At 65.9% G+C, this 21116-nt stretch carries 19 protein-coding genes; 6 read left to right on the forward strand and 13 right to left on the reverse strand.

Annotated features, from left to right (window positions below):
- The first annotated feature begins 20 nt into the window (after positions 1–20).
- Complete coding sequence (locus tag ASE39_RS01135; protein ID WP_057269931.1) at positions 21–656, forward strand: response regulator transcription factor; 636 nt, start codon at positions 21–23, stop codon at positions 654–656.
- Complete coding sequence (locus ASE39_RS01140; RefSeq protein ID WP_057269932.1) at positions 643–2517, forward strand: hybrid sensor histidine kinase/response regulator; 1875 nt, start codon at positions 643–645, stop codon at positions 2515–2517. The genes ASE39_RS01135 and ASE39_RS01140 overlap by 14 nt, the downstream gene beginning before the upstream one ends.
- Here ASE39_RS01140 and ASE39_RS01145 read toward each other — a convergent pair.
- The 7 genes from ASE39_RS01145 to ASE39_RS01170 form a co-directional block, all read right to left on the reverse strand.
- Positions 2489–3928 carry a coniferyl aldehyde dehydrogenase gene (locus ASE39_RS01145; protein ID WP_057269933.1) on the reverse strand — a complete coding sequence of 480 codons (1440 nt, stop codon included), beginning with the start codon at positions 3926–3928 and terminating at the stop codon, positions 2489–2491. The two genes, ASE39_RS01140 and ASE39_RS01145, sit on opposite strands and share 29 nt — an antisense overlap.
- A 132-nt stretch (positions 3929–4060) precedes the next feature.
- Positions 4061–4417 carry a hypothetical protein gene (locus ASE39_RS01150; protein ID WP_057226882.1) on the reverse strand — a complete coding sequence of 119 codons (357 nt, stop codon included), beginning with the start codon at positions 4415–4417 and terminating at the stop codon, positions 4061–4063.
- Between the two features lie 75 nt (positions 4418–4492).
- Complete coding sequence (gene clpB / locus ASE39_RS01155; RefSeq protein WP_057270293.1) at positions 4493–7099, reverse strand: ATP-dependent chaperone ClpB; 2607 nt, start codon at positions 7097–7099, stop codon at positions 4493–4495.
- A 221-nt stretch (positions 7100–7320) separates the two neighbouring features.
- Complete coding sequence (locus ASE39_RS26185) at positions 7321–7653, reverse strand: collagen-like protein (protein WP_121420727.1); 333 nt, start codon at positions 7651–7653, stop codon at positions 7321–7323.
- Positions 7654–7953: 300 nt separating this feature from the next.
- Complete coding sequence (locus tag ASE39_RS01160) at positions 7954–11220, reverse strand: IPTL-CTERM sorting domain-containing protein (protein WP_158004231.1); 3267 nt, start codon at positions 11218–11220, stop codon at positions 7954–7956.
- A 150-nt stretch (positions 11221–11370) separates the two neighbouring features.
- On the reverse strand, positions 11371–11847 hold the full coding sequence (locus ASE39_RS01165; protein WP_057226876.1) for a molybdenum cofactor biosynthesis protein MoaE: 477 nt from the start codon (positions 11845–11847) through the stop codon (positions 11371–11373).
- Positions 11848–11894: 47 nt separating this feature from the next.
- The gene (locus ASE39_RS01170; RefSeq protein ID WP_055393176.1) at positions 11895–12125 is read right to left on the reverse strand and encodes a hypothetical protein; all 231 of its coding nucleotides are present in this window, start codon (positions 12123–12125) and stop codon (positions 11895–11897) included.
- Positions 12126–12201: 76 nt separating this feature from the next.
- Between ASE39_RS01170 and ASE39_RS01175 the strand changes: the two genes are divergently transcribed.
- The 4 genes from ASE39_RS01175 to dapA all read left to right on the forward strand — a co-directional run bounded on the left by ASE39_RS01175 (position 12202) and on the right by dapA (position 15023).
- Positions 12202–12456, forward strand: coding sequence for a hypothetical protein (locus ASE39_RS01175; RefSeq protein ID WP_057226873.1), 255 nt, complete (start codon positions 12202–12204; stop codon positions 12454–12456).
- A gap of 31 nt (positions 12457–12487) precedes the next feature.
- The gene (locus tag ASE39_RS01180) at positions 12488–13402 is read left to right on the forward strand and encodes a hypothetical protein (protein WP_057269935.1); all 915 of its coding nucleotides are present in this window, start codon (positions 12488–12490) and stop codon (positions 13400–13402) included.
- Between the two features lie 58 nt (positions 13403–13460).
- Positions 13461–13823 (forward strand): hypothetical protein, encoded by a 363-nt coding sequence (locus ASE39_RS01185; protein WP_057270294.1) that lies wholly within the window; start codon positions 13461–13463, stop codon positions 13821–13823.
- A gap of 273 nt (positions 13824–14096) precedes the next feature.
- Positions 14097–15023, forward strand: coding sequence for a 4-hydroxy-tetrahydrodipicolinate synthase (gene dapA, locus ASE39_RS01190; protein WP_057269936.1), 927 nt, complete (start codon positions 14097–14099; stop codon positions 15021–15023).
- Here the strand turns inward: dapA and moaD are convergent.
- The 6 genes from moaD to ASE39_RS01220 all read right to left on the reverse strand — a co-directional run bounded on the left by moaD (position 15010) and on the right by ASE39_RS01220 (position 21087).
- Entirely contained in the window at positions 15010–15261 is a 252-nt protein-coding gene (gene moaD / locus ASE39_RS01195) for a molybdopterin converting factor subunit 1 (RefSeq protein WP_057269937.1), read from the reverse strand. The genes dapA and moaD overlap by 14 nt on opposite strands.
- Positions 15258–16520: a gephyrin-like molybdotransferase Glp gene (glp, locus tag ASE39_RS01200; protein WP_057269938.1), complete on the reverse strand. Its 1263-nt coding sequence runs from the start codon at positions 16518–16520 to the stop codon at positions 15258–15260. Before glp ends, moaD begins: the two co-directional genes overlap by 4 nt.
- Entirely contained in the window at positions 16517–17074 is a 558-nt protein-coding gene (gene mobB, locus ASE39_RS01205; RefSeq protein ID WP_057269939.1) for a molybdopterin-guanine dinucleotide biosynthesis protein B, read from the reverse strand. The genes glp and mobB overlap by 4 nt, the downstream gene beginning before the upstream one ends.
- Positions 17075–17222: 148 nt before the next feature.
- A complete protein-coding gene (thrC, locus tag ASE39_RS01210; protein ID WP_057269940.1) occupies positions 17223–18662 on the reverse strand; it encodes a threonine synthase in 1440 nt (479 codons plus the stop codon).
- Positions 18662–19996, reverse strand: coding sequence for a homoserine dehydrogenase (locus tag ASE39_RS01215; protein WP_057269941.1), 1335 nt, complete (start codon positions 19994–19996; stop codon positions 18662–18664). Before ASE39_RS01215 ends, thrC begins: the two co-directional genes overlap by 1 nt.
- 65 nt (positions 19997–20061) lie before the next feature.
- Positions 20062–21087 carry a DUF1176 domain-containing protein gene (locus ASE39_RS01220; RefSeq protein ID WP_242421340.1) on the reverse strand — a complete coding sequence of 342 codons (1026 nt, stop codon included), beginning with the start codon at positions 21085–21087 and terminating at the stop codon, positions 20062–20064.
- Positions 21088–21116: the final 29 nt, after the last annotated feature.

Raw genomic sequence — 21116 nt, forward strand, 5'->3', positions numbered from 1 at the left:
TTGTGCGCAATACTTGCTGTATGACTGCCCGCCTTTTGCTTGTGGATGACCACAACCTGTTTCGCACCGGGCTGCGCCTGATCGTGCAGGACCACCCCCGCGTGGGCACGATTTCCGAGGCAGGCTCCATTGCCGAAGCCTGCGCGCTGCAGCTGGCGGATGCCGATCTGGTGCTGCTGGACATCCAATTGCCCGGCATGAGCGGCCTGGACGGCCTGCGCCTGCTGCGCCAGGCCTGCCCCAAGGCGCGCATCGTGCTGGTCTCGGCCAGCGTGGCGCCCGATGCGATCCATGAAGCGCGAGCCCGTGGCGCCGATGGTTTTCTGCCCAAATCCGCCAGCGCCGAAGACATCCTGGAAGCCATCTCCTGCGCCCTGTCGGGGCAGCCGTGTTTTCCGATCAACAGCGGCAACAGCGCCACCACGCGCGGCCCCGACACGCCGTCGCTGACCGCGCGCCAGCTCGACGTGTTGTCGCTGCTGTGTACTGGCAAGCCCAACAAGGTCATCGCACGCGACCTCGGCCTGAGCGAAAACACCGTCCGCGTGCATGTGGCAGCCATCTTTGCGCAGTTGGGCGTCAACAGCCGCAGCGCTGCCTTGCTGGCGGCCCAGCGCCTGGGCCTGTCCACTCCCCAGCTGCATGACTCCCTCTGAGGCCCTGCCGGCGCCGTCGGACGCCATCCAGCCCCCCACGCGCTGGGGATGGCCAGTCTGGGAACGCGATGAGGTGCTGCGCGAGCAGGTGGCCCTGCTGCGGCACAACTTCCCGATGACGCTGCTCGCGTCGCTGGCCACCGCGCTCGGCACGCTGTGGGTCATGACGCGTGTGGCCGACACACAGACCATCACGGTGTGGCTGGTGTCGCACACGCTGGTGGTGGCCGGGGTGTATCTCACCCTGCACAGCATTGCGCCTTTCACCGATCCGGCACCACAGGCGGCGCGCAAGCTGATCGCCTGCATGGCAGCCATGGGACTGAGCTGGGGCAGTCTGGGGTATGTGGTGCTCTACTGGGGCACGGCGGAAAGTGTCATCTACGCCATCGGCATCATCAGCACGGTGTCGTCCGGCGCGCTCGGGCTGGGCGCCCCGCTGTATCGCGCCTATGTCACCTACCTCACCTGCGCCATCGGCGGCGTGATGATGGCGGTGGCGCTGGCCGGTGGGCCGGTGATGTGGCCCGCGCTGTTTCTCACCGGTGTCTATTACGCACTTACGGGCATGCAGGCGCGCACCGCCGACCGGGCCACCCGGCGCAGCATTGCGCTCAAGCTGGAGAACGACCGGCTCGTGACCCAGCTGCGCGCCGAATCGCAACGCGCACTGGCGGCCCAGGAGGCCGCCGAGAAGGCCGACCGCGACAAATCCCGTTTCCTGGCTGCCGCCAGCCACGACCTGCGCCAGCCCTTGCATGCCATGGGCCTGTTCCTGGAATCGCTGCAGCGCAGCCCGCTCAACGACCATCAGCTCACCGTGCTGGGGCACGCCCACGCGGCTTCGGGCGCAGCGGCCGAGATGCTGACCACCCTGCTCGACTACTCGCGGCTGGAAGCCGGTGTGGTGAAAGTGCGGCCCGATGCCTTTGCCGTGCAGCCACTGCTGACGGCGCTGGAGCAGGAGTTCGGCGTGCAGGCCGACACGGCGGGCCTCGTGTACCGCACGCGGGAGACGTCGGCTGCCGCCTTTGCCGACCGCTCGCTGGTCGGGCTGGTCATGCACAACTTCATCTCCAACGCGTTGCGCTACACCGCCCGGGGCGGCGTGCTGATTGCCTGCCGCACGCGCGGCAAGCGCCTGGCGCTGGAGGTCTGGGACACGGGGCCAGGCATCCCGCGCAGCCAGTGGGAGAACATCTTCAAGGAGTTCCACCAGCTTGGAAACCCCGAACGCGACCGCCGCAAGGGCCTGGGACTGGGCCTGGCCATCGTGCAGCGGCTGGCGCGCGAGATGGGCACCTCGGTGGAGGTGCTGTCACAGCCGGGTCGGGGTTCGGTGTTCCGGCTGTGGCTTGACCGCTGGCAGGGCGCCCTGGAAGACGACACCGCACCCGCGCCCGATACCGGCAACCTCGTGGGCCTGAAGGTGCTGGCCATCGATGACGACGAAGCCGTGCGCATCGGCATGCAATCGCTGCTGCACAGCTGGGGCTGCCAGTGCATCACCGCAGAGTCGAGCGCCGATGCGCTCGAATGCCTGGAAGACATCACACCCGACCTCATCATCACGGACTTCCGCCTGCGCCACGAAGAGACCGGCAAGCAGGTGCTGCAGGCCCTGCGCGCCTACCTGGGCACGCCGGTTCCAGCGATCATCATGACGGGCGACACATCACCCCAGCGCCTGCGCGACGCGCAATCCACCTCTGCGCTGCTGCTGCACAAGCCCGTGTCCACCGGGCAACTGCGCGACGCCATGGTGCAGCTCATCACACAGCCGCAGCCTGCGCCAGCAAGCGGCCCCCCCCAGGAAGACGACGAACGGACAGCTACAGCCAGCGCCGCAGCAACCCCATGACCTGGTCGAACTTCGCGCCGTACGGCGGGTAGAACAGCGAGCCCATGGCCCAGCGCGACTGCACCAGCACCGACTTCTGGTGGCAAAAGCGCAGGAAGCCCTGCTCACCGTGATAAGCGCCCCAGCCGCTGTCACCTACGCCGCCAAACGGCAGGTTGTCGTGGGCAATGTGCATCAGCGTGTCGTTCACCGTCACGCCGCCGCTCACGGTGCGCCGCAGCACATCGCCCTGCACCGCCTCGCTCTGGCCAAACCAGTACAGCGCCAGCGGGCGTGGCCCGGTGTTGATGTGGGCAATGGCATCGTCGAGCCGTTCGTACGAGATCACCGGCAGGATGGGGCCAAAGATCTCTTCCTGCATGAGCTGCATCTGCGACGTGGCGCCGAACACCAGCGTGGGCGCCATCTGGCGGCTCGCGCCGTCGCCCAGCGTGCCTACGGTGTGGACCACCGGCTTGCCAGCGGTGGGGTCGATGGTCTGCACCTCCGCACCCTGCGTTTGTGCCTGCTGCAGCATGGTGCGCAGGCGCGCATGGTGGCGCGGCGTGATGATGGAGGCGTAGTCGGGGTTGCCCTCGATGGTGGGGAACAGGCGTGCCACCGCAGCCCGGTAGGCCTGTGCAAACTCGCCCTCGCGGCCGCGCGGCAGCAGCACATAGTCGGGGGCAATGCAGGTTTGCCCCGCGTTGAGCAGCTTGCCGTGCGCAATCTTGAGCGCCGCATCCGCCATGTCGCAGTGGCCATCGATGATGCAAGGGGACTTTCCGCCGAGCTCCAGCGTGGTGGGTGTCAGGTTCTGCGCCGCCGCCTGCGCCACCTTGCGGCCCACGGCGGTGGAGCCGGTAAACACCAGATGGTCGAACGGCAACGAGGCAAACAGGGCCGACAGGTTGGCATCGCCCTGCACCACGCAGAACTCGTCGGGGGCAAAGAACTGCGCCACCAGCAACGCCAGTTGGGCCGAAGTGTGGGGCGTCAGCTCGCTGGGCTTGAGCATCACGCGGTTGCCCGCCGCCAATGCCGTGATGGCGGGCGCCAGGGCCAGTTGCACCGGGTAGTTCCACGGGGCAATCACCCCCACCACGCCCAGCGGCTGGCGCTGGACGAAGGCATGGGCCGGCTGCAGGTAGATCGGCGTATGGACCTTGCGGGGCTTCATCCACTTCGCCAGATGGCGCAGCGTGTGCGACAGCAGGGTGCGCAGCACAAAGAAGTCGGCCACCTCGGTCAGGCGTGGCGAACGCATGCCAAAGTCGGCCTGCACGGCCGCTGCCAACACGGGGCCATTCTCGTCGAGCATCTTGCGAAGGCGCAGCAGCCGCTCACGGCGCACGAGCAGCGGCACATCCACATGCGCGCGGCTGGCCTGGCGTTGAAGATCGAAATGGGCGTGGATATCGGCTGGTGTCATGGTCGGATCATAGAAGACACCCCGACAGGCGCGTCACGGAAAAAGCAGGCGAGACCGGTACAAGGGCTCACTGCGCAAGCAGCTCCACGCGGGACCGCCAAAGGCGCGGTGCATCGGTCGGCCAGTGCCCCCTCAGCGCACTTCGCGCGCCTCAACGTCCGTGACCTCGGCGGCGCCAGGCAGGATGCCACCCCGGCGCGACGCTGCGGCCTCGTCGCTGGTGTCATCTGCGGCTGGCGCAGGACCACGGCGACCGGACGACCAGCGCTCCGTGGAGCGAAACACGGTGCTGAAGCCCGTGCGGGGATCCATGCGCATGGCCCAGGGGGTCACCGGCTGGCCTGTGAGGCGTGCCCAGCCTGCGCGCAACGTCCACACCAGCGCCAGCACCATCATGGCGATCAGCAGGCTGGCGAACAGCACCAGGCCCATGGCGATGACCACCACCCGCAGCAACAGGCGCACAACGCCCGCAACAAATTCATTCAAACGACACCTCTCCTTCACATCTTGGGGAAGGGATGGCAGCCCTGACTAGGGCCGCTATCCCTTCCCGGGCCCGCATCACTCCTGCGGGGCCACGCCGAACTGGAACACACCCGGCTCCAGCACCGGGTTCACGGTGACCGGGATCACGCTCTTGGGCGGGAAACGCCCTTCCAGCAACAGCTTGGACAGCGGGTTCTCGATGCGCTGCTGGATCGCCCGCTTGAGCGGCCGCGCACCAAACACCGGGTCGAATCCCACCTTGGCCAATTCTGCCAAGGCCGCGTCCGACACCTGCAATTCCAAATCCATCTTCGCCAGCCGGGTTTGCAACAGTTGCAGCTGGATCTTGGCGATCGAGGCGATGTGCTGCGCATCCAGCGCGTGGAACACCACTGTCTCGTCGATCCGGTTGAGGAACTCGGGACGGAAGTGGTTCTTGAGCTCACCCCACACCGCTTCCTTGATGTCCTCCGAGTCCTGCCCCACCATGGCCTGGATCAGGTGCGAGCCGATGTTGCTCGTCATCACGATCACCGTGTTCTTGAAGTCCACGGTACGGCCCTGGCCGTCCGTCAGGCGGCCATCGTCCAGCACCTGCAGCAGCACGTTGAACACGTCGGGGTGGGCCTTTTCCACCTCGTCGAGCAGCAGCACGCTGTAGGGCTTGCGGCGCACGGCTTCGGTCAGGTAGCCACCCTCCTCGTAGCCCACGTAGCCGGGCGGCGCGCCGATCAGGCGGGCCACCGAGTGCTTCTCCATGAACTCGCTCATGTCGATACGGATCAGGTGGTCTTCGCTGTCGAACAAAAAGCCCGCCAGCGCCTTGCACAGCTCGGTCTTGCCCACGCCCGTGGGGCCGAGGAACAGGAACGAGCCCGTGGGCCGGTTCGGGTCACTCAGTCCCGAGCGCGAGCGGCGGATGGCGTTGGCCACCGCAGCAATGGCTTCCTGCTGACCCACCACGCGCTCGTGCAGCTTGGTCTCCATCTGCAAGAGCTTGTCCTTTTCGCCCTGCATCATCTTGACCACGGGGATGCCCGTGGCGCGGCTCACCACCTCCGCGATTTCTTCGGCACCCACCTGCGTGCGCAACAGGCGGCGCGTGGCGGGGGCGCCGTCCTTGCCATCCTCCTGCGCCTGCGCTTCTTTTAGCTGGCGCTCCAGGTCCGGCAGCTTGCCGTACTGCAGCTCGGCCACCTTGTTGAAGTCGCCCTTGCGGGTGAACTCCTCGATCTGGAACTTGAGCTTGTCGATGGCTTCACGCACATGGGCACTGCCCTGGGCCTGGGCTTTTTCGGACTGCCAGATCTCGTCGTAGTCGGCGATTTCCTTTTGCAGCTTGGTGATCTCTTCCTCGATGAGCGCAAAACGCTTTTGCGAAGACTCGTCCTTCTCGCGGCGCACGGCTTCACGCTCGATCTGCAGCTGGATCAAGCGGCGGTCGAGCTTGTCCATCACCTCGGGCTTGGAGTCCATCTCGATCTTGATCTTGGACGCCGCTTCGTCGATGAGGTCGATCGCCTTGTCAGGCAGAAAGCGGTCGGTGATGTAGCGGTGGCTCAGCTCGGCCGCGGCCACGATGGCGGGGTCGGTGATGTCCACGCCATGGTGCACTTCGTACTTTTCTTGCAGGCCGCGCAGGATGGCGATGGTGGCCTCCACCGTGGGCTCGCCCACCAGGATCTTCTGGAAGCGGCGCTCCAGCGCAGCGTCCTTTTCGATGTATTTGCGGTACTCGTCCAGCGTGGTCGCGCCCACGCAATGCAGCTCGCCGCGCGCCAGGGCGGGCTTGAGCATGTTGCCCGCGTCCATCGCGCCCTCGCCCTTGCCCGCGCCCACCATGGTGTGCAACTCGTCGATGAAGACGATGGTCTGGCCTTCATCCTTGGCCAGCTCGTTCAGCACGCCTTTGAGGCGCTCTTCAAACTCGCCGCGGAACTTGGCGCCCGCGAGCAACGCAGCCATGTCGAGCGACAGCACGCGCTTGCCCTTGAGCGACTCGGGCACCTCGCCCGCCACAATGCGCTGGGCCAGGCCTTCGACGATGGCGGTCTTGCCCACGCCGGGCTCGCCGATGAGCACGGGGTTGTTCTTGGTGCGGCGCTGCAGCACCTGGATGGCGCGGCGGATTTCATCGTCGCGCCCGATCACGGGGTCGAGCTTGCCCATGCGGGCGCGCTCGGTCAGGTCCAAACAGTATTTGGCCAGGGCGCCACGCTGGCCCTCGGCCTCGGCGCTGTCCATCTTCTGGCCGCCGCGCACGGCCTCAATCGCAGCCTCCAGGCTCTTGCGCGTGAGGCCGTTGTCCTTGGCGATCTTGGCGGCTTCGCCTTTGCTGTCGATCACGGCCAGCAAAAACAGCTCGCTGGCAATGAACTGGTCGCCGCGCTTGATGGCCTCTTTCTCCGTGGCTTGCAGCACGCGGCCCAGCTCGGGGCCGCCCTGCACCTGGTCGTTGCCCTGTACCTGGGGCAAACGCTTGACGGCGGCTTCCGCCGCTGCCAGCAGGCCGGGCACGTTGGCGCCCGCACGCTGCAGCAGCGCCTTGGGTCCGTCGTCCTGCTTGAGCATGGCCACGAGCATGTGCACAGGCTCGATGTAGGCGTGGTCGTTGCCCAGCGCAATGCTCTGTGCATCGCTCAGGGCTTCCTGGAACTTGGTGGTGAATTTGTCGAGACGCATGTGGATGTCCTCCGAATTGCGCTGCACTTGGGGCAAATCTTCTGGAATTTCAAGACGACGCCCCAGCGCAGGCCTTGCGCCAGATCAATCTTCGCCCAGGCGCCCTGATGCCTTGAACCGATTCATTTGATCACCGCCGGCTCAGACCGCCTGCGCCGAGCCCGCAAAGCAAAAAAGCGCAGGCGGAATACCGCCTGCGCTTTTTTAGGGTCCGCGAGAAATTACTTGGCGGGAACGACGATCACGGTATCGCCCTTTTTGCCATCGGCTCCCGTATCGCCCGTGGCACCGGTAGCGCCAGTGGAACCCTTGGCACCGTCATAACCGGGAGCACCCGAAGAACCGGTAGCGCCAGTGGCACCCGTTTCGCCCGCAGGACCGGGAACGGCCACCGTGGCACCGGTCGAGCCGGTTGCGCCCGTGGCGCCAGCAGGGCCTGCCGGGCCCGGGACCACGACCACGGGGGCAGTAGCGGGAGGGGTCACAACCGTTTTCTCGCAAGCGGCAAGACCAAAAGTAACGATAAGTGCAGCGAGCAGCAGGGATTTTTTCATGGGAAGCCTTGTAGGAGATGAAGCGCACGCGAAGATGAAACTGTGCGGAGAGTTTCTTTCTGGCTGCAACTGTGGCGTTCAACAGTCACTGCCAGCGGTAGCGCTAATTTATCGATGCCCCCCCTGCCGCCTTGTAGGACGGCCCGACGACTGCTTGTGGTTCCTGGCGATGCCTCACCGCAACCCTGTGAGCCGACGAACTCCTGGTGCAGATGAAACCTTCCATCCGCCCCATTCACAATCACTACAAAATTTATAGCTGCCATCGCTTTACCAATAAGCGCTAGCGGCCAATTTCTTTCAAAATCTTGTTTGAGCCACCGCTCCAACAAACCGCGCAGACGTGCGTCGGCCGCTCCGCAACGCCAGCAACCCCAGCAGCGCGGCCAGCCCACCCAGGCCCCAGGTCGACAGGGTGGGGATGGCCGCCGGGCTGGGCGCCAGCAGCACGGGGACCACCGGGTCGTTGATGGTGCCGTCCTGCGCGCCAAAGCTGTTGTCGCCCCAGCCACCGTCCGTCACGTCGTAGGTCACGGTGTTGCCGCTGATCTGCAGGTTCACGGGGTCGTAGTAGCGGCTGGACAAGGGGCTGTCGGGTGTGGGGCCGTACTTCTTCACCGTGAAGCCCGTGAGGTCCGGAAAGGTCACCGCCACACGCACCGTCTCACCCGGCTGGCAGTTGATGAGCCGCAGGCGGAACGCCCCGTGCGGCAAAGTGGCGCCGGGGTACGGCGCCGGTGCCGCCACCGGGCCGGTGCCCGCCAGGTCCAGCTGGCAACCCGCGCTGCCATCCACCACGCCCACGTTGACCGGCCCCGACCCGGTGTTCGTGGGTGTGGGCAGGGTTTCAAAACGCGCCTGCACAGTGCAAGCGGCCGTCACCGCTGCCGTGGTGTAGGTGCTGCCCGCCAGCGCGCCGCCGCAGCCCGTGACGGCCGCAATGCGGTAGCCCGCAGCGGGCGTGACGGTGAAGGCGCCCGTTTGGCCGTCGGCCACGTTGACCACGCCCGCCGGGCTGATGCTGCCGCCGCCCCCTGCCGTGGCGGTGACAGCGTGCTGGGGAGCTTGCCCGCGTTCGACGGTAACGGTGTAGGTGCGCCGGGCCACGCCATTCTGAGCCAGCACTTCCACCTGAATGACATTGGACCCGACCGCCAGCGGCAGCAGAGCAGTCGCCGCCCCGCTGGCCACCACCACTCCATTGATCGTGATGGACGCTCCAGCGTGGGCCGCGACGGGGGTAAGTGACAGTTGGGCCACACCATGCGGCACCGTGACTGTATAAGCCGTCACGCCGCCCGCAAAGGCCGGGCTGAGCGCTCCCTGAGACAACGCCAGCGACGCGAGCGCGGCATTGGAGGATGGAGAAGCATTCATCAGCACGGCGACGCCCCCGTAGCCGTTGGCCATAGCGATGTCGGCCAGGCCGTCCCCGTTGAAGTCGGCCATCACCATCTGCTCGGGCGTGCCGCCCCCATACCGCAAGAAGGCGCTCCCCAGCCCGCCGGGCGCTCCCTGGCCACGCATGATGGCAAGCTCGCCCGAGGTTGCGTCAGCGGCCACCACATCAGGCGCCCCATCGCCGTCAAAGTCGAAAGAAGCGAGAACGCTGGCCGCGATCCCGGGGCTATAGATCCCGGCAACGCTCAACGGCTGCCACTGCGTCGAGGTCAGCGATGCGATCTGCGTACCTCCAGAGGTGAACACACCCGATTGGCCCGCCTGGCTCCACCCAGCGACGGCCCTGAGGGCCCCAATGCCCACGGGCAGGTAACTGGGATCCTGTGGAACCGGACTGGTTGAGGACCCCGATACAGCAGTCAAACCGGTTCCTACCGTACCCGCTGATGTGGATGCCACCAGGTCGGCAAGGCCATCCTGGTTGACATCCAGGGAAATGAACCCTGTCACGTTGTCCCACGTCGACATATTCAGTTGCTCGACAGTGCGCTGCGGGCTCACGCCCACCCATCGAATGGCTTCGTAAACGCCTGCCGTCTCCGGCGCCCATACGGCTGCGTACGCAGGCTTGCCGGGGCCCTGAAAGGAACCCATCGTCACCGACATCGGTGTCAGGGCAGTGAAGGACTGCCGCCCCGCCGGAGTAAAGCCGCCGACCCCATTTCCGAAGAAAACCATGACCGTCGCATCGCCCTCGTTCACCACGGCCAAGTCCGCATGCCCATCGCCATCAAGGTCGCCCGCGGCCAGGGAGCTTGGGCCCCTCCCGGGCCAGGTATCAAGCCGGGTGCGGTAGTCAAATGCGCCCGTGCCGTCGCCGCGCAGAATCCAGACTGAATCTTCATCGCGGTGGATCACGGCGAGGTCGGCGCGACCGTCCTCATTGAAATCGGCGGTTGCGACCGCCCGGATATAGCGCTCGGGGTCTCCGTAACTGCGCGCTGCGGCGAATTGGCCCGCGCCGTCCCCACGCAGGTAGACCAGATGGCCGCCCTGTCCGTTGTGGTCGTTCGACACGACGATGTCCGGATGCCCATCACCATTGAAATCTGCTGCTACCGGCCTACCCACATCCTTTCCAACGGCGTATTCCTGGGTCTTGAAGCTGAGCCCGCCACCAGCAAGGCCCGGCACTACCAGCACCGTGCCGCTGTAGCGGGACAACACCAAGTCGGGCAAGCCATCGCCCGTGGCATCCACGATCTGCCCGCCGCTGAAGCGCCCATAGGCTCTAGACACGTTTTTGCGCGAGAAGCCCCCTTGTCCGTCTCCGATCAGGAGGACAGGACTGGTGAAGGCGTTCTGCACCAGCGCAAGGATGTCCAGGTGGCCATCGCCATCGGCGTCACCTACCGCCACGAACGGGGCATACTCATCGCCGATCAGGCTCTGCGAGGCCGCAAAACCGCCCGCACCGTTTCCCAGCATCAGAAATACACCGTCGCCGGAGCCCAGGACAACGTCGGCAAATCCGTCCTCGTTCCAGTCGCCAGCGACGATGTGCCGAGCTTGAATACTCAGCCCGATGCTGGTGCCGGGACGCACGTCAAAACACCCGCTTCCATCGCCCCACAGAATAAAAATACCGCGTGTCGACCACCCCCCGGTAACGGCAATGGCCAGGTCGAGCCGCCCATCGCCATCGAAATCCGCCACCGTCAGGCCCGTGGGATTGGGGCCAACGGCAAAGGCGACCGGAGCGGACAAGCCGCCATGGCCATCACCCAGGCGAACCACCACGTTCCCGTTATTGAAACTGGTCACGGCCACATCCAGATGCCCGTCACCATTGAAATCGGCCGCTACCACACCGTAGGGAGCCCCGCCCATGCTGAATGCACCCGCCTCGGAAAAGCCTGCAGCGCCTCCAGTGCTGAGCAGGATTTTGACGCTACCGCCCGAATAATCCACCACCGCAAGGTCGGGTCTGCCATCTTCGTTGAAATCGCCTGTCGCCATGTCTGTGGGCGATCCACCCAGGCGCAAGCTGGTCGCGGCCACAAAAGACAGGTCTGCCCGCGCCTGTCCTGCGACCGCCAGGCACATGCCGAAAACGGCCAGGCAAAACCACCACGCGCGCCACCATGCTTGCGCTACACATGCCATGAAGAACTCCCCCCTGTTCATGCCCTTACCGGGCAGGGAGCGATTCTCGAAATGACCCAGGCTGTGCGCAAGTCCAAACTTTGCATGGAACTGGATTCCCCCGTTGACAGGGGTTCAACGTGCGCCCTGCAGGGGGCTTCCGGCAGTGATTCAGGCGTTGTTCGCCACAATGCCCCAGCGCGCCAGCGCCGCATCGTCGCTCACCCGCGCGTCCACCCAGCGCGCGCCCTGGGCGGTTTCCTCCTTCTTCCAGAACGGGGCCTGGGTCTTGAGGTAGTCCATCAGGAATTCACAGGCCTGAAAGCTCTGGCCCCGGTGGGCACTGGTCACTGCCACCAGCACGATCTGGTCCAGCGGTTGCAGCAGCCCCACGCGGTGGATCACGCGGGCGCCAAAGATGTCGAAACGCCGGAACGCCTCTTCCACCATGGCCTCGATGGATTTTTCGGTCATGCCGGGGTAGTGCTCCAGCTCCATCGAGGACACCTGGTCGCCTTCGTTGCGATCGCGCACCGTGCCCACAAAGCTGCACACCGCGCCCACACCCTTGTTCTCGCGGCGCAGGGCGGCGATTTCAGTGGACAGGTCGAAGTCCTCGGTCTGGATGGAAACGCGGGGCAAGGTCATGGCAAAAAGCTCTTTATGGGCATGTAAAAGTCAGACAGAAAGAGGCGTCAGGGCGAGCGGTGCAACCGCGGCGCGGCCAGCAAGGCGCGCTCTTCTTCCACCACCTTGTTCAGCTGCGCCAGCGCGGGCGAAGGGGGCAGCTGGGCCAGCAGGGTCTGCAGCCGGGTGACGTCGCCAACGGTGGGGGCCACCTTGATCTGCGCGATGGCGGCGGGCAGGTTGCCGCCCCGGACCAGCGCCAGCACCTTGGCGGGCCATTCACTTTTGTTGCGTGCCATAGATTGGTAAATAGGTTTATCTGTACGATTCGCCCGCACTGTACCCGTACTGCAGCCACCCTCGCACCTTAAGCCCATGGCCACACAAACGATTGAGACCGATCTCTACAAGCTCTACCCGTCCCCGCGCAACACGGTCCGCGACGTGTTCGAGCACCAGGTCTTCGTGCCCCACCCCTATGCCATCATCGACCTGGACGTGATGGAGCTGGCCGGAAAAACCACCCTGTTTGGCGCCTGTCGCCTGTCGGACATGAAAATGGGCCAGGTGGTGACCTTTGAGCTTGCCGCCGACCAGGCCAGGTTCGAGCGGCTGTTCACCCCCGACTGATACAACGACCCGCCAGCGCGGCACGCCCCCCATGGACCTGCAAGAATCCTTCGAGGCGCTCGACTCCCAGGCCCCGGACACCTATACCCAAGCCGTGGAGGCCTACTGCGACGGCATCCTGCGCCTGCACTGGAACGAACGGCTCATCAACAAGATCTTCGGCCGGGCGCTGCAGTCGCACGCGGCCGGCCGGTTGGTGGTGCAGCACTACCAATGGCAATTGCGGGGTGCACCGCGCCCCACGCTGACGCTCTTGCAGCAACGCATGCCGGGGGGGGCCCGCACACTGGCCACGTTCTTCGCCGTACTGCGGCTGGCGGGCATGGTGGCGGTGGACACCGATCCCGCCGACCGCCGGCTCCGCTACCTCGCGCCCACCCCCCGGCTGCTGGACGGCCTGCGCACCTGGGTGCGGCACCACCTGCACTGCGCCGAGGCCCTGGGCGCCCTGCCCCCAGGCCATGCACAGCGGCTGGACAGCGATGCAGACTACTTCGCCGCCTTTCTGGCCGGGGCCGACCACATCCTCGATCGCCTGGCCGAAACCCGGGGCCAATTTGGCGGCTGGGACTGGTTCGACCAGCGCGACGGCGGCGGGCGCATTGCCATGCTGCTGTGGCGCGAACACTGCCGGGTGCGCCGCCCCGGGGATGAAGGGTCCACGCCGTTTTCCCTGCGCGCCAGCGAGCTTGCGCAGCGCCTGGGCTTTTCGCACTCGCATGTGCGCAACCTGGTCAATGAGGCAACGGCACAGGGCCACCTGACCCAGGACGCCCCCCGGGGGCTGGTCGCGCTCACGCCCCGCTTTCAGGCCGAACTGCAGACCTGGCTGCGGCACCTGCTGGGCTGGTTTGCAGAAACCGCCACCATGGCACACCACCACCTGACAGCCCACCGGCTGCCCCGTGCGCACGGCATTGCCACAGATGCTGCGGAACACCCCTGAACAGCGCCCGCCACGGGCACCTCCCGGCCCCATGGCCGCTCTCACCACCCACCCAGCCATGTACGACGACAACCAGATCCACGTGCCGCCCTCCTTCATGGCGGTGTACACCGACGCACGGGGGCGTCTGACTGAAAAGGCAGATGGCGTACGGGCCCGCTACGAGCTGTGCGAAGACCTGGCGGGCCACCTGGTGGAGCACGCGCAGACGCTGTACCACGTGCAGGCGCCGTCTGAGACCGAGATCCTGCAGCGCATCCACGCGGGGCTGTGCACGGCCGAATCCGGCGTGTTGGTGGCCGAAGCGACATGGATCGTCACCCGGCTGGCCGAGCTGCTGGTATGGCAATGCCCCGAGCTGGTGGCACCACAGCCCGCGCCGGTGGACGAAGAAGCACCCCCACAACCGCCCACGCCCTGAACGGCCTTCTGCGCGGGCTAAGGCTTGGCTATACTGCGCCCCATGCCCACGCACACCCTCTTTGCCATGACCACCGCTTCTGCGGTGGCATTGCGGTGCGTGGTCAAAGCCAAAAAACCAGAGCTCATCTGACCGGAGCTGTGGTTCCGTCCGGATGAGCGACGGAACCACCTGGTAGAGAAATCCCCCTTCTTTTTTCTTCCCTCCCCGGCATTCCGCGCGTTCTTTTTCGGACGGTTCTTCCCTTGGTCGAACCTTGAAAGGACGCTACGCATGCCCACACTGACGACACCTTCCCCCGCTACACCCCCGGCCACCCTCCCGGCGCCCACCCGCCCCCCCTTCAGCGGGCTGTGGATCGCCCTGGTCACGCCGTTCAAGGACGGCGCCGTGGACCATCCGGCCCTGGCCGCCCTCACCGCCCGGCTGCGTGCCGACGGTGTTTCGGGCTTCGTTGCCTGCGGCTCCACCGGTGAGGCTGCGGCCCTCGACAAGGCCGAGCAACTGCAGGTGCTGGAGACCGTGCTCAGCGCCGCCCAGGGCTTGCCCGTGGTGATGGGCGTGTCGGGCTACCACCAGGGCCAGGTGCTGGAGCAGGTGCGGGCCCTTGCGCACTACCCGGTTGCGGGCCTGCTGGTGTCCGCCCCCCACTACATCCGCCCCTCGCAAGAAGGCCTGCTGCACTGGTTCCGCACCCTGGCCGACGCCAGCGCGGTGCCGCTGCTGATTTATGACATTCCGTACCGCACCGGCGCCACGCTCACCACCGAGACGCTGCTGGCGCTGGCGGCGCATCCGCGCATCCAGGCCATCAAGGACTGCGGCGGCAACCCCGCCAAGACGCAGGCCCTGATTGCCGATGGCCGGTTGCAGGTGCTGACGGGCGAAGACGCGCAGATCTTCCACACGCTGGCCCTTGGCGGTGCAGGAGCCATCTCGGCCAGCGCGCATTGGCAGACGCCGCGTTTTGTGGAGTTGATCGCATTGCTGCGCTCGGGCGATCTGCCCGCAGCCCGCCACTTGTGGCAGGCCCTGCAACCCTGGGTGGAAGCGTGTTTTGCAGAGCCCAACCCTGCCCCGCTCAAGGCCATGCTGGCCCATGTCGGTGAGATGTGCAACAGCCTGCGGGCCCCCATGATGGCGGCCTCTGAGGCATTGGAGCAGCGCCTGCGGGCGCTGCCTGGCGTCAGCCGCCCGTAACCGGGGGGAAAAACGCCACCTCGGCCCCATCGGCCAGGATGGCGGATTCATCGCTCAAGGTCTGGTTGAGCGCCATGCGCACGGCCCGGCCACGTGCAAGGCTGCTGGCGTGGGCGCCGCCACGTGCGATGAGTTCGTCGCGCAGGGCACCCAGCGTGGTGGCAGACGTCTCGACCGCCTCGCTGCCTTGCCCAATGGCCTCACGGATGGAGGCAAAGTAGCGCACGGAGATCTTCATGACAACAACTCCGCAAAGGAGATAAACCGCACCGTATCGCCGGATGCAATCGTCTGGCCCGCCGGGTTGTCCACCACGCCATCGCCCCAGGCGGCAGAAGTGAGCACGCCCGAACTCTGGTTGTTGAACAGGTCCAGCCCGCCCGCCGCGTTGTGCCGCACGCGCAGAAACTCGCGGCGTTTATCGGCCTTGGGCCAGGTGAAATCAGCGCGGGCAGCAATGGATTGAGGAGCAACGTCCTCCACACCCTGCAGGCGCAGCACAAACGGCCGCACCAGGAGCGCAAAGGTCAGAAAGCTCGACACGGGATTGCCCGGCAAGCCCATGAAATGGGCAGTACCAATGCGGCCATAGGCAAACGGCTTGCCGGGCTTCATGGCAATCTGCCACAGGTCCAGTGTGCCCAGCGTTTCCACTGCAGGCTTGATGTGGTCTTCTTCGCCCACGCTCACGCCGCCGCTGGTCAGGATCAGGTCGTGTGCGCTGCTGGCTTGGCGCAGGGCGTCGATGGTGGCGGCGCGCCGGTCGGGCACGATGCCAAAGTCGGTCACCTCGCAGCCCAGGCGCAGCAGCATCGCGCGCAGGAAGAAGCGGTTGCTGTTGTAGATCGCGCCGGGGCGCATCTGCTCGGGCGGCACCTCGCCAGGCATGACGAGTTCATCGCCCGTGGAGAACAGCGCCACGCGCGGGCGGCGCGCCACCTGCAACTGGTGCAAGCCTATGCTGGCGGCCAGGCCCAGCTCGGCCGGGGTAAGGCGTGTGCCTGCCGACAGCACCACGGCACCCCGGGTGATGTCTTCACCTGCACTGCGAATCCATTGGCCCCGCTTGGGCACGGCGTTGAGGCGCACCTGGCCCAGGCCATCACCCTCGGTGGCAGAGGCCAACGCCTCACAGTCCTCCTGCATCAGGACCGCATCGGCACCCGCAGGCACCGGAGCACCCGTGAAGATGCGCGCAGCCGACCCTGGCAGCAGCGGATCACCCGCGCTGCCCGCCGCGATGCGCTGCGAAACAGGCAAGGTGATCGGCAGCGCTACACCCACAGCCGTCACATCCGCGCAGCGCACGGCGTAGCCATCCATGGCGCTGTTGTCCTGCGGGGGTACCTGCAGGGCAGAAATGCAGTTTTGCGCCAGCACGCGGCCGTCCGCATCGAAGGTGGTGACCTTCTCCGTGCCTTGCAGAGGTACGGCCTGCAACAACAGGTCGGCCCATGCTTCATCGAGGGGCTTCAAGGGCGCATTCGGGCGATTCATGCGAGACCCACCCCATAAAGCTCGCAGTCGTAGTCGAAGCGGTGCTGGTTCTGGATCAGCCAGTCCACCACCTGGGCGGGCGCGTTGAGGTCCAGCAAGGGCAATTGGGTGGGCGCAGGCAGGCCCTGCGGGGCATCGGTGGCGACGGCGACCACAAAGTCGTCCTCGGGGTAACGCACGGGCTTGGCCAGCTGCCCGGCTTCGGGCGCGCGCCACACCTCCACCTTGAGCAGGTCGCTGTCCTTGAAACCTTCGACCAGCACCCAGTCCACGCCCTGGTACAGCTCGGCCAGCAGGTGGTGCACACTGAGCGTGGCGGGTTGCTCAAACTCGCGCACCAGCATCAGGCGCTTGTCCGAGGCAGCCACCACCTCGAAGGCCCCTGCCTCGCGGTGGCGGTACGTGTCCTTGCCCGGGTGGTCGATGTCGAAACTATGGTGGGCATGCTTGACCACCGACACGCGCAGCCCCCGCAGCCGCAGCTCGGGGATCAACTGCTCGACCAGCGTGGTCTTGCCACTGCCGGAAAAACCGGCAAAACCGACAACCTTCATCCACTGCTCCTTGGTTAGCTATTGTATTTATAGCTGCTAACGCTTATCAGACAAGCGCCAGGGGCATTTTTTATACCAAATCAAGCCATCCGGAGCCGCCTACCGCCTGCGCAGCAGCAAAACGTCCCTGGATTGTCTGGCCACCCGCCTACAGGGCTGGCGCGCAGTGGCGCTCGATGTACTGCTTCACCAACTGCACGTTGGCAGGCATGACGTGCACCCGCTTGGGCAGGTCTTCGATGCCCGCGAACTTGGCGGGCCGCTCGGGCGCATGGCCCAGGGCTTCGACGATGGTCTCGGCGAACTTGATGGGCAGCGCCGTCTCCAGCACGATCATGGGCACCTTGGCATCCTGGTGGTGCTCGCGCGCCACCTTCACGCCATCGGCCGTGTGGGTGTCGATGGTGACGCCGTGGCGCTCGAAGTTGTCCTTGATGGTGGCCAGGCGGTCGGCGTGCGTGCTTTTGCCGCTTTCAAAACCGTACTTGGTGGCGGCTTCGGCAAACAGCGGTTCGGCGCTCAAGTCGAACCTGCCATAGGCGGGCAGCGCTTTGGCAAACAACGCGTTCGTGCGCTGGCCGTTGCGGCCCAGCAGGTCAAAGATGAACCGTTCGAAGTTGCTGGCCTTGCTGATGTCCATCGACGGGCTTGACGTCTCGTGCGTGTCGGCCGCCGCGCGCACGCGGTATGCGCCGGTGCGGAAGAACTCGTCGAGCACATCGTTCTCGTTGGTGGCCACCACCAGCTTGTCAATCGGCAGGCCCATGCTGCGCGCCACGTGGCCCGCGCAGACGTTGCCGAAGTTGCCGCTCGGCACCGTGAAGCTGACCTTCTGGTCGTTGGTCTCCGTGGCCTGGATGTAGCCCGCAAAGTAATACACCACCTGCGCCAGCAGGCGCGCCCAGTTGATGGAGTTGACGGTGCCGATCTTGTACTTGCGCTTGAAGGCCAAGTCGTTGCTCACGGCCTTGACGATGTCCTGGCAGTCGTCGAACACACCTTCGATGGCGATGTTGTGGATGTTCTCGTCCTGCAGGCTGAACATCTGCGCCTGCTGGAAGGCGCTCATGCGGCCGTGGGGGCTGGTCATGAAGACGCGCACGCCCTCTTTGCCGCGCATCGCGTATTCAGCGGCGCTGCCGGTGTCACCGCTGGTCGCACCCAGGATGTTGAGCTCTTCGCCACGGCGCTTGAGCTCGTACTCGAACAGGTTGCCCAGCAGTTGCATGGCCATGTCCTTGAAGGCCAGCGTGGGGCCGTTGGACAAGGCTTCGAGCCACAGGCCGTCTTCGAGGTGGCGCAGGGGCACGATCTCACCGGTGCCGAAGACTTCAGCGGTGTACGTCTTGGCGCACAGGGCCTTCAGGTCAGCGGCAGGGATGTCGTCGATGTACAGCGACAGGATCTGGAAGGCCAGCTCGGCGTAGCCTTGCTCGTGGTAGGCCTTGCGCAGCTTGGTCAGCGTGGCATCGCTGATCTTCGGGTAGTGCTCGGGCAGGTACAGGCCGCCATCAGGCGCCAGGCCCTCCAGCAGGATGTCGCAAAACCGCTTGTGGTCGGCGTGGCCGCGGGTGGAGATGTACAGCATCAGTTCAGTTCCTCCTTGCGGATGCGCGTGATGGGCGCCAGCACCGTAGGCAGCGCCTGCATCTGGGCGATCACGGCGTCCATGGTGCCTTCGCGGGTGTCGTGGGTCAGGATGATCAGGTCGGTCTGCGTGGAGCCTTCGCCACCGACCTCATCGGCTTCGCGCTGCAGCACCGCATCGATGCTCACGCCCGCCTCGGCCAGCAGGCCGGTGACCTTGGCCAGCACGCCGGCCTGGTCGGCCACGCGAAGGCGCAGGTAGTAGCTGGTGACCACTTCGCTCATGGGCAGCACCGGCAGCGTGCCCATGGCATCGGTCAGCGTGTTGGCCTGGAAGGCCAGGTGCGGCACGCGGTGCTCGGGGTCGGCCGTGTGCAGGCGGGCGATGTCCACCAGGTCGGCAATGACGGCGCTGGCCGTGGGCTCGCTGCCCGCACCCTTGCCGTAGTACAGCGTGGTGCCCACGGCATCGCCCTGTACCACCACGGCGTTCATGGCGCCTTCGACGTTGGCGATCAGGCGCTTGGAGGGCACCAGGCTCGGGTGCACGCGCAGCTCCACGCCCTTGTCGACGCGCTTGGTGATGCCGAGGAGCTTGATGCGGTAGCCCAGTTGCTCGGCGTACTTGATGTCGGCAGCGCCGAGCTTGGTGATGCCCTCGACGTAGGCCTTGTCGAACTGCACCGGGATGCCGAAAGCGATGGCGCTCATCAGCGTGACCTTGTGCGCGGCGTCCACGCCTTCGATGTCGAAGGTGGGGTCGGCCTCGGCGTAGCCCAGGCGCTGCGCTTCTTTCAGCACCACGTCGAAGTCCAGGCCCTTGCTGCGCATCTCGGACAGGATGAAGTTGGTGGTGCCGTTGATGATGCCGGCGATCCACTGGATGCGGTTGGCGGTCAGGCCTTCGCGCAGCGCCTTGATGATCGGGATGCCACCGGCCACGGCGGCCTCGAAGGCCACCATCACGCCCTTGGCCGAAGCGGCCGCGAAGATCTCGGTGCCGTGCACGGCCAGCAGCGCCTTGTTGGCGGTGACCACGTGCTTGCCGGCGGCGATGGCTTCGAGCACCAGCGCGCGGGCGATGCCGTAGCCACCGATGAGCTCGATGACGATGTCGATGTCGGGGTTGGCGATGATGGCGCGGGCATCGTTGACGACCTGGATGTCAGCACCCACTACCGACTTGGCACGCTCCACGTCCAGATCGGCCACCATGGTGATCTCGATGCCACGGCCAGCCCGGCGGCTGATCTCGTCCTGGTTGCGCGCGAGCACGTTGAACACGCCGCTGCCGACGGTGCCGATGCCCAGAAGGCCTACTTGGATGGGTTTCATAGCAATGGTGGGAAGAGTTTTTTTAAGAGGGGATGGAATAGGAGGCGATACGGCGCAGCACACAATCACCGCGTGACATAGCTGGGCAACTGCCAGGCGCCACCGGCAAAGCCACGGCACATGCTGTCGCCGGACTCGCTGGTCAGCACAAAACCCTGGCCGTCAAATTGCCACTGGCGCACCCACCAGCAGTCGCCGATGCCGCGCCCCTTCATGGCCGAATGCACGCTGCCCGTGGCGGGATCGAATTCGCCGTCCACGTCTTGCACGGGCTCAGGCTTGTACGGGGGCCGGTCGTTGGCCATCCACAGCAGGCTGGTGAAGTTGTAGGCCCCCATGCCGCAGGGCACGGACAGCAGCAACTTGCGCTCCGTCAGACGATAGACCTGCACGTTGGCTAGGTTGAAGGGGTCGTCGCCATTGCACTGGCCCTCCGCGCTGGCGCGGTCCAGCGCCGCGATCAGGGGCTTGGCCAGCGTTGCATCGCCCTTGCGCGTGGGCAGGGGGCTCACAGCCTTGACCACCGGTGCCGGCAAGGGCGGCAGCACAGAGGCTTCAGGCCGCGTGCCACGACGCACCAGCGCGCCCGGGGTGCCCACACGGCCCTGGGCCTCGTCCATCTTGAGCAGCACGGCACTGGCCCCGGCGAGCGACAGCACCCACCGGTCCTTGCCGGCGGCGAGGGTGGCTTCTTCGTTCTTGAGCAGCTCTTGCAGCAGGCGAGGCACGTCGCCTGCCGCCACCTGCGGGGCGTCGCCTTTGAGGCCTGGCAATGAAAGCTTGCCGACCTTGAGGTGCAGCGATGCAGGGGTGGTTTTCTCCGTAGAGACCTGAAAACCCACCAGTACCGGCGTGTCAGGCCCGGCGTCGCGGGTCAGGAGGATGGAGACGGGCTCGGAGTCGCCCGACTCGGGCTGGTAGCCCACAGCCCGGCAGGTGCGGGTGTTGTCGCACTGTAGTGCCCAGTCCTTGTGCTGGAAACTGACGGCACCTTTGTTATCTGCAGCCTGTACAGGCACCAATGGAGCGGCGAACGCCAGCGCGCACGCCATGAAGCGCCAGGCCCGGTGAACATCAGAGCGAATGCGCATGGAAGATAGGCTCACTCGGCGCCACGCCA

This window comes from Acidovorax sp. Root267 (assembly GCF_001429215.1).
GTDB lineage: Bacteria > Pseudomonadota > Gammaproteobacteria > Burkholderiales > Burkholderiaceae_C > Acidovorax > Acidovorax radicis.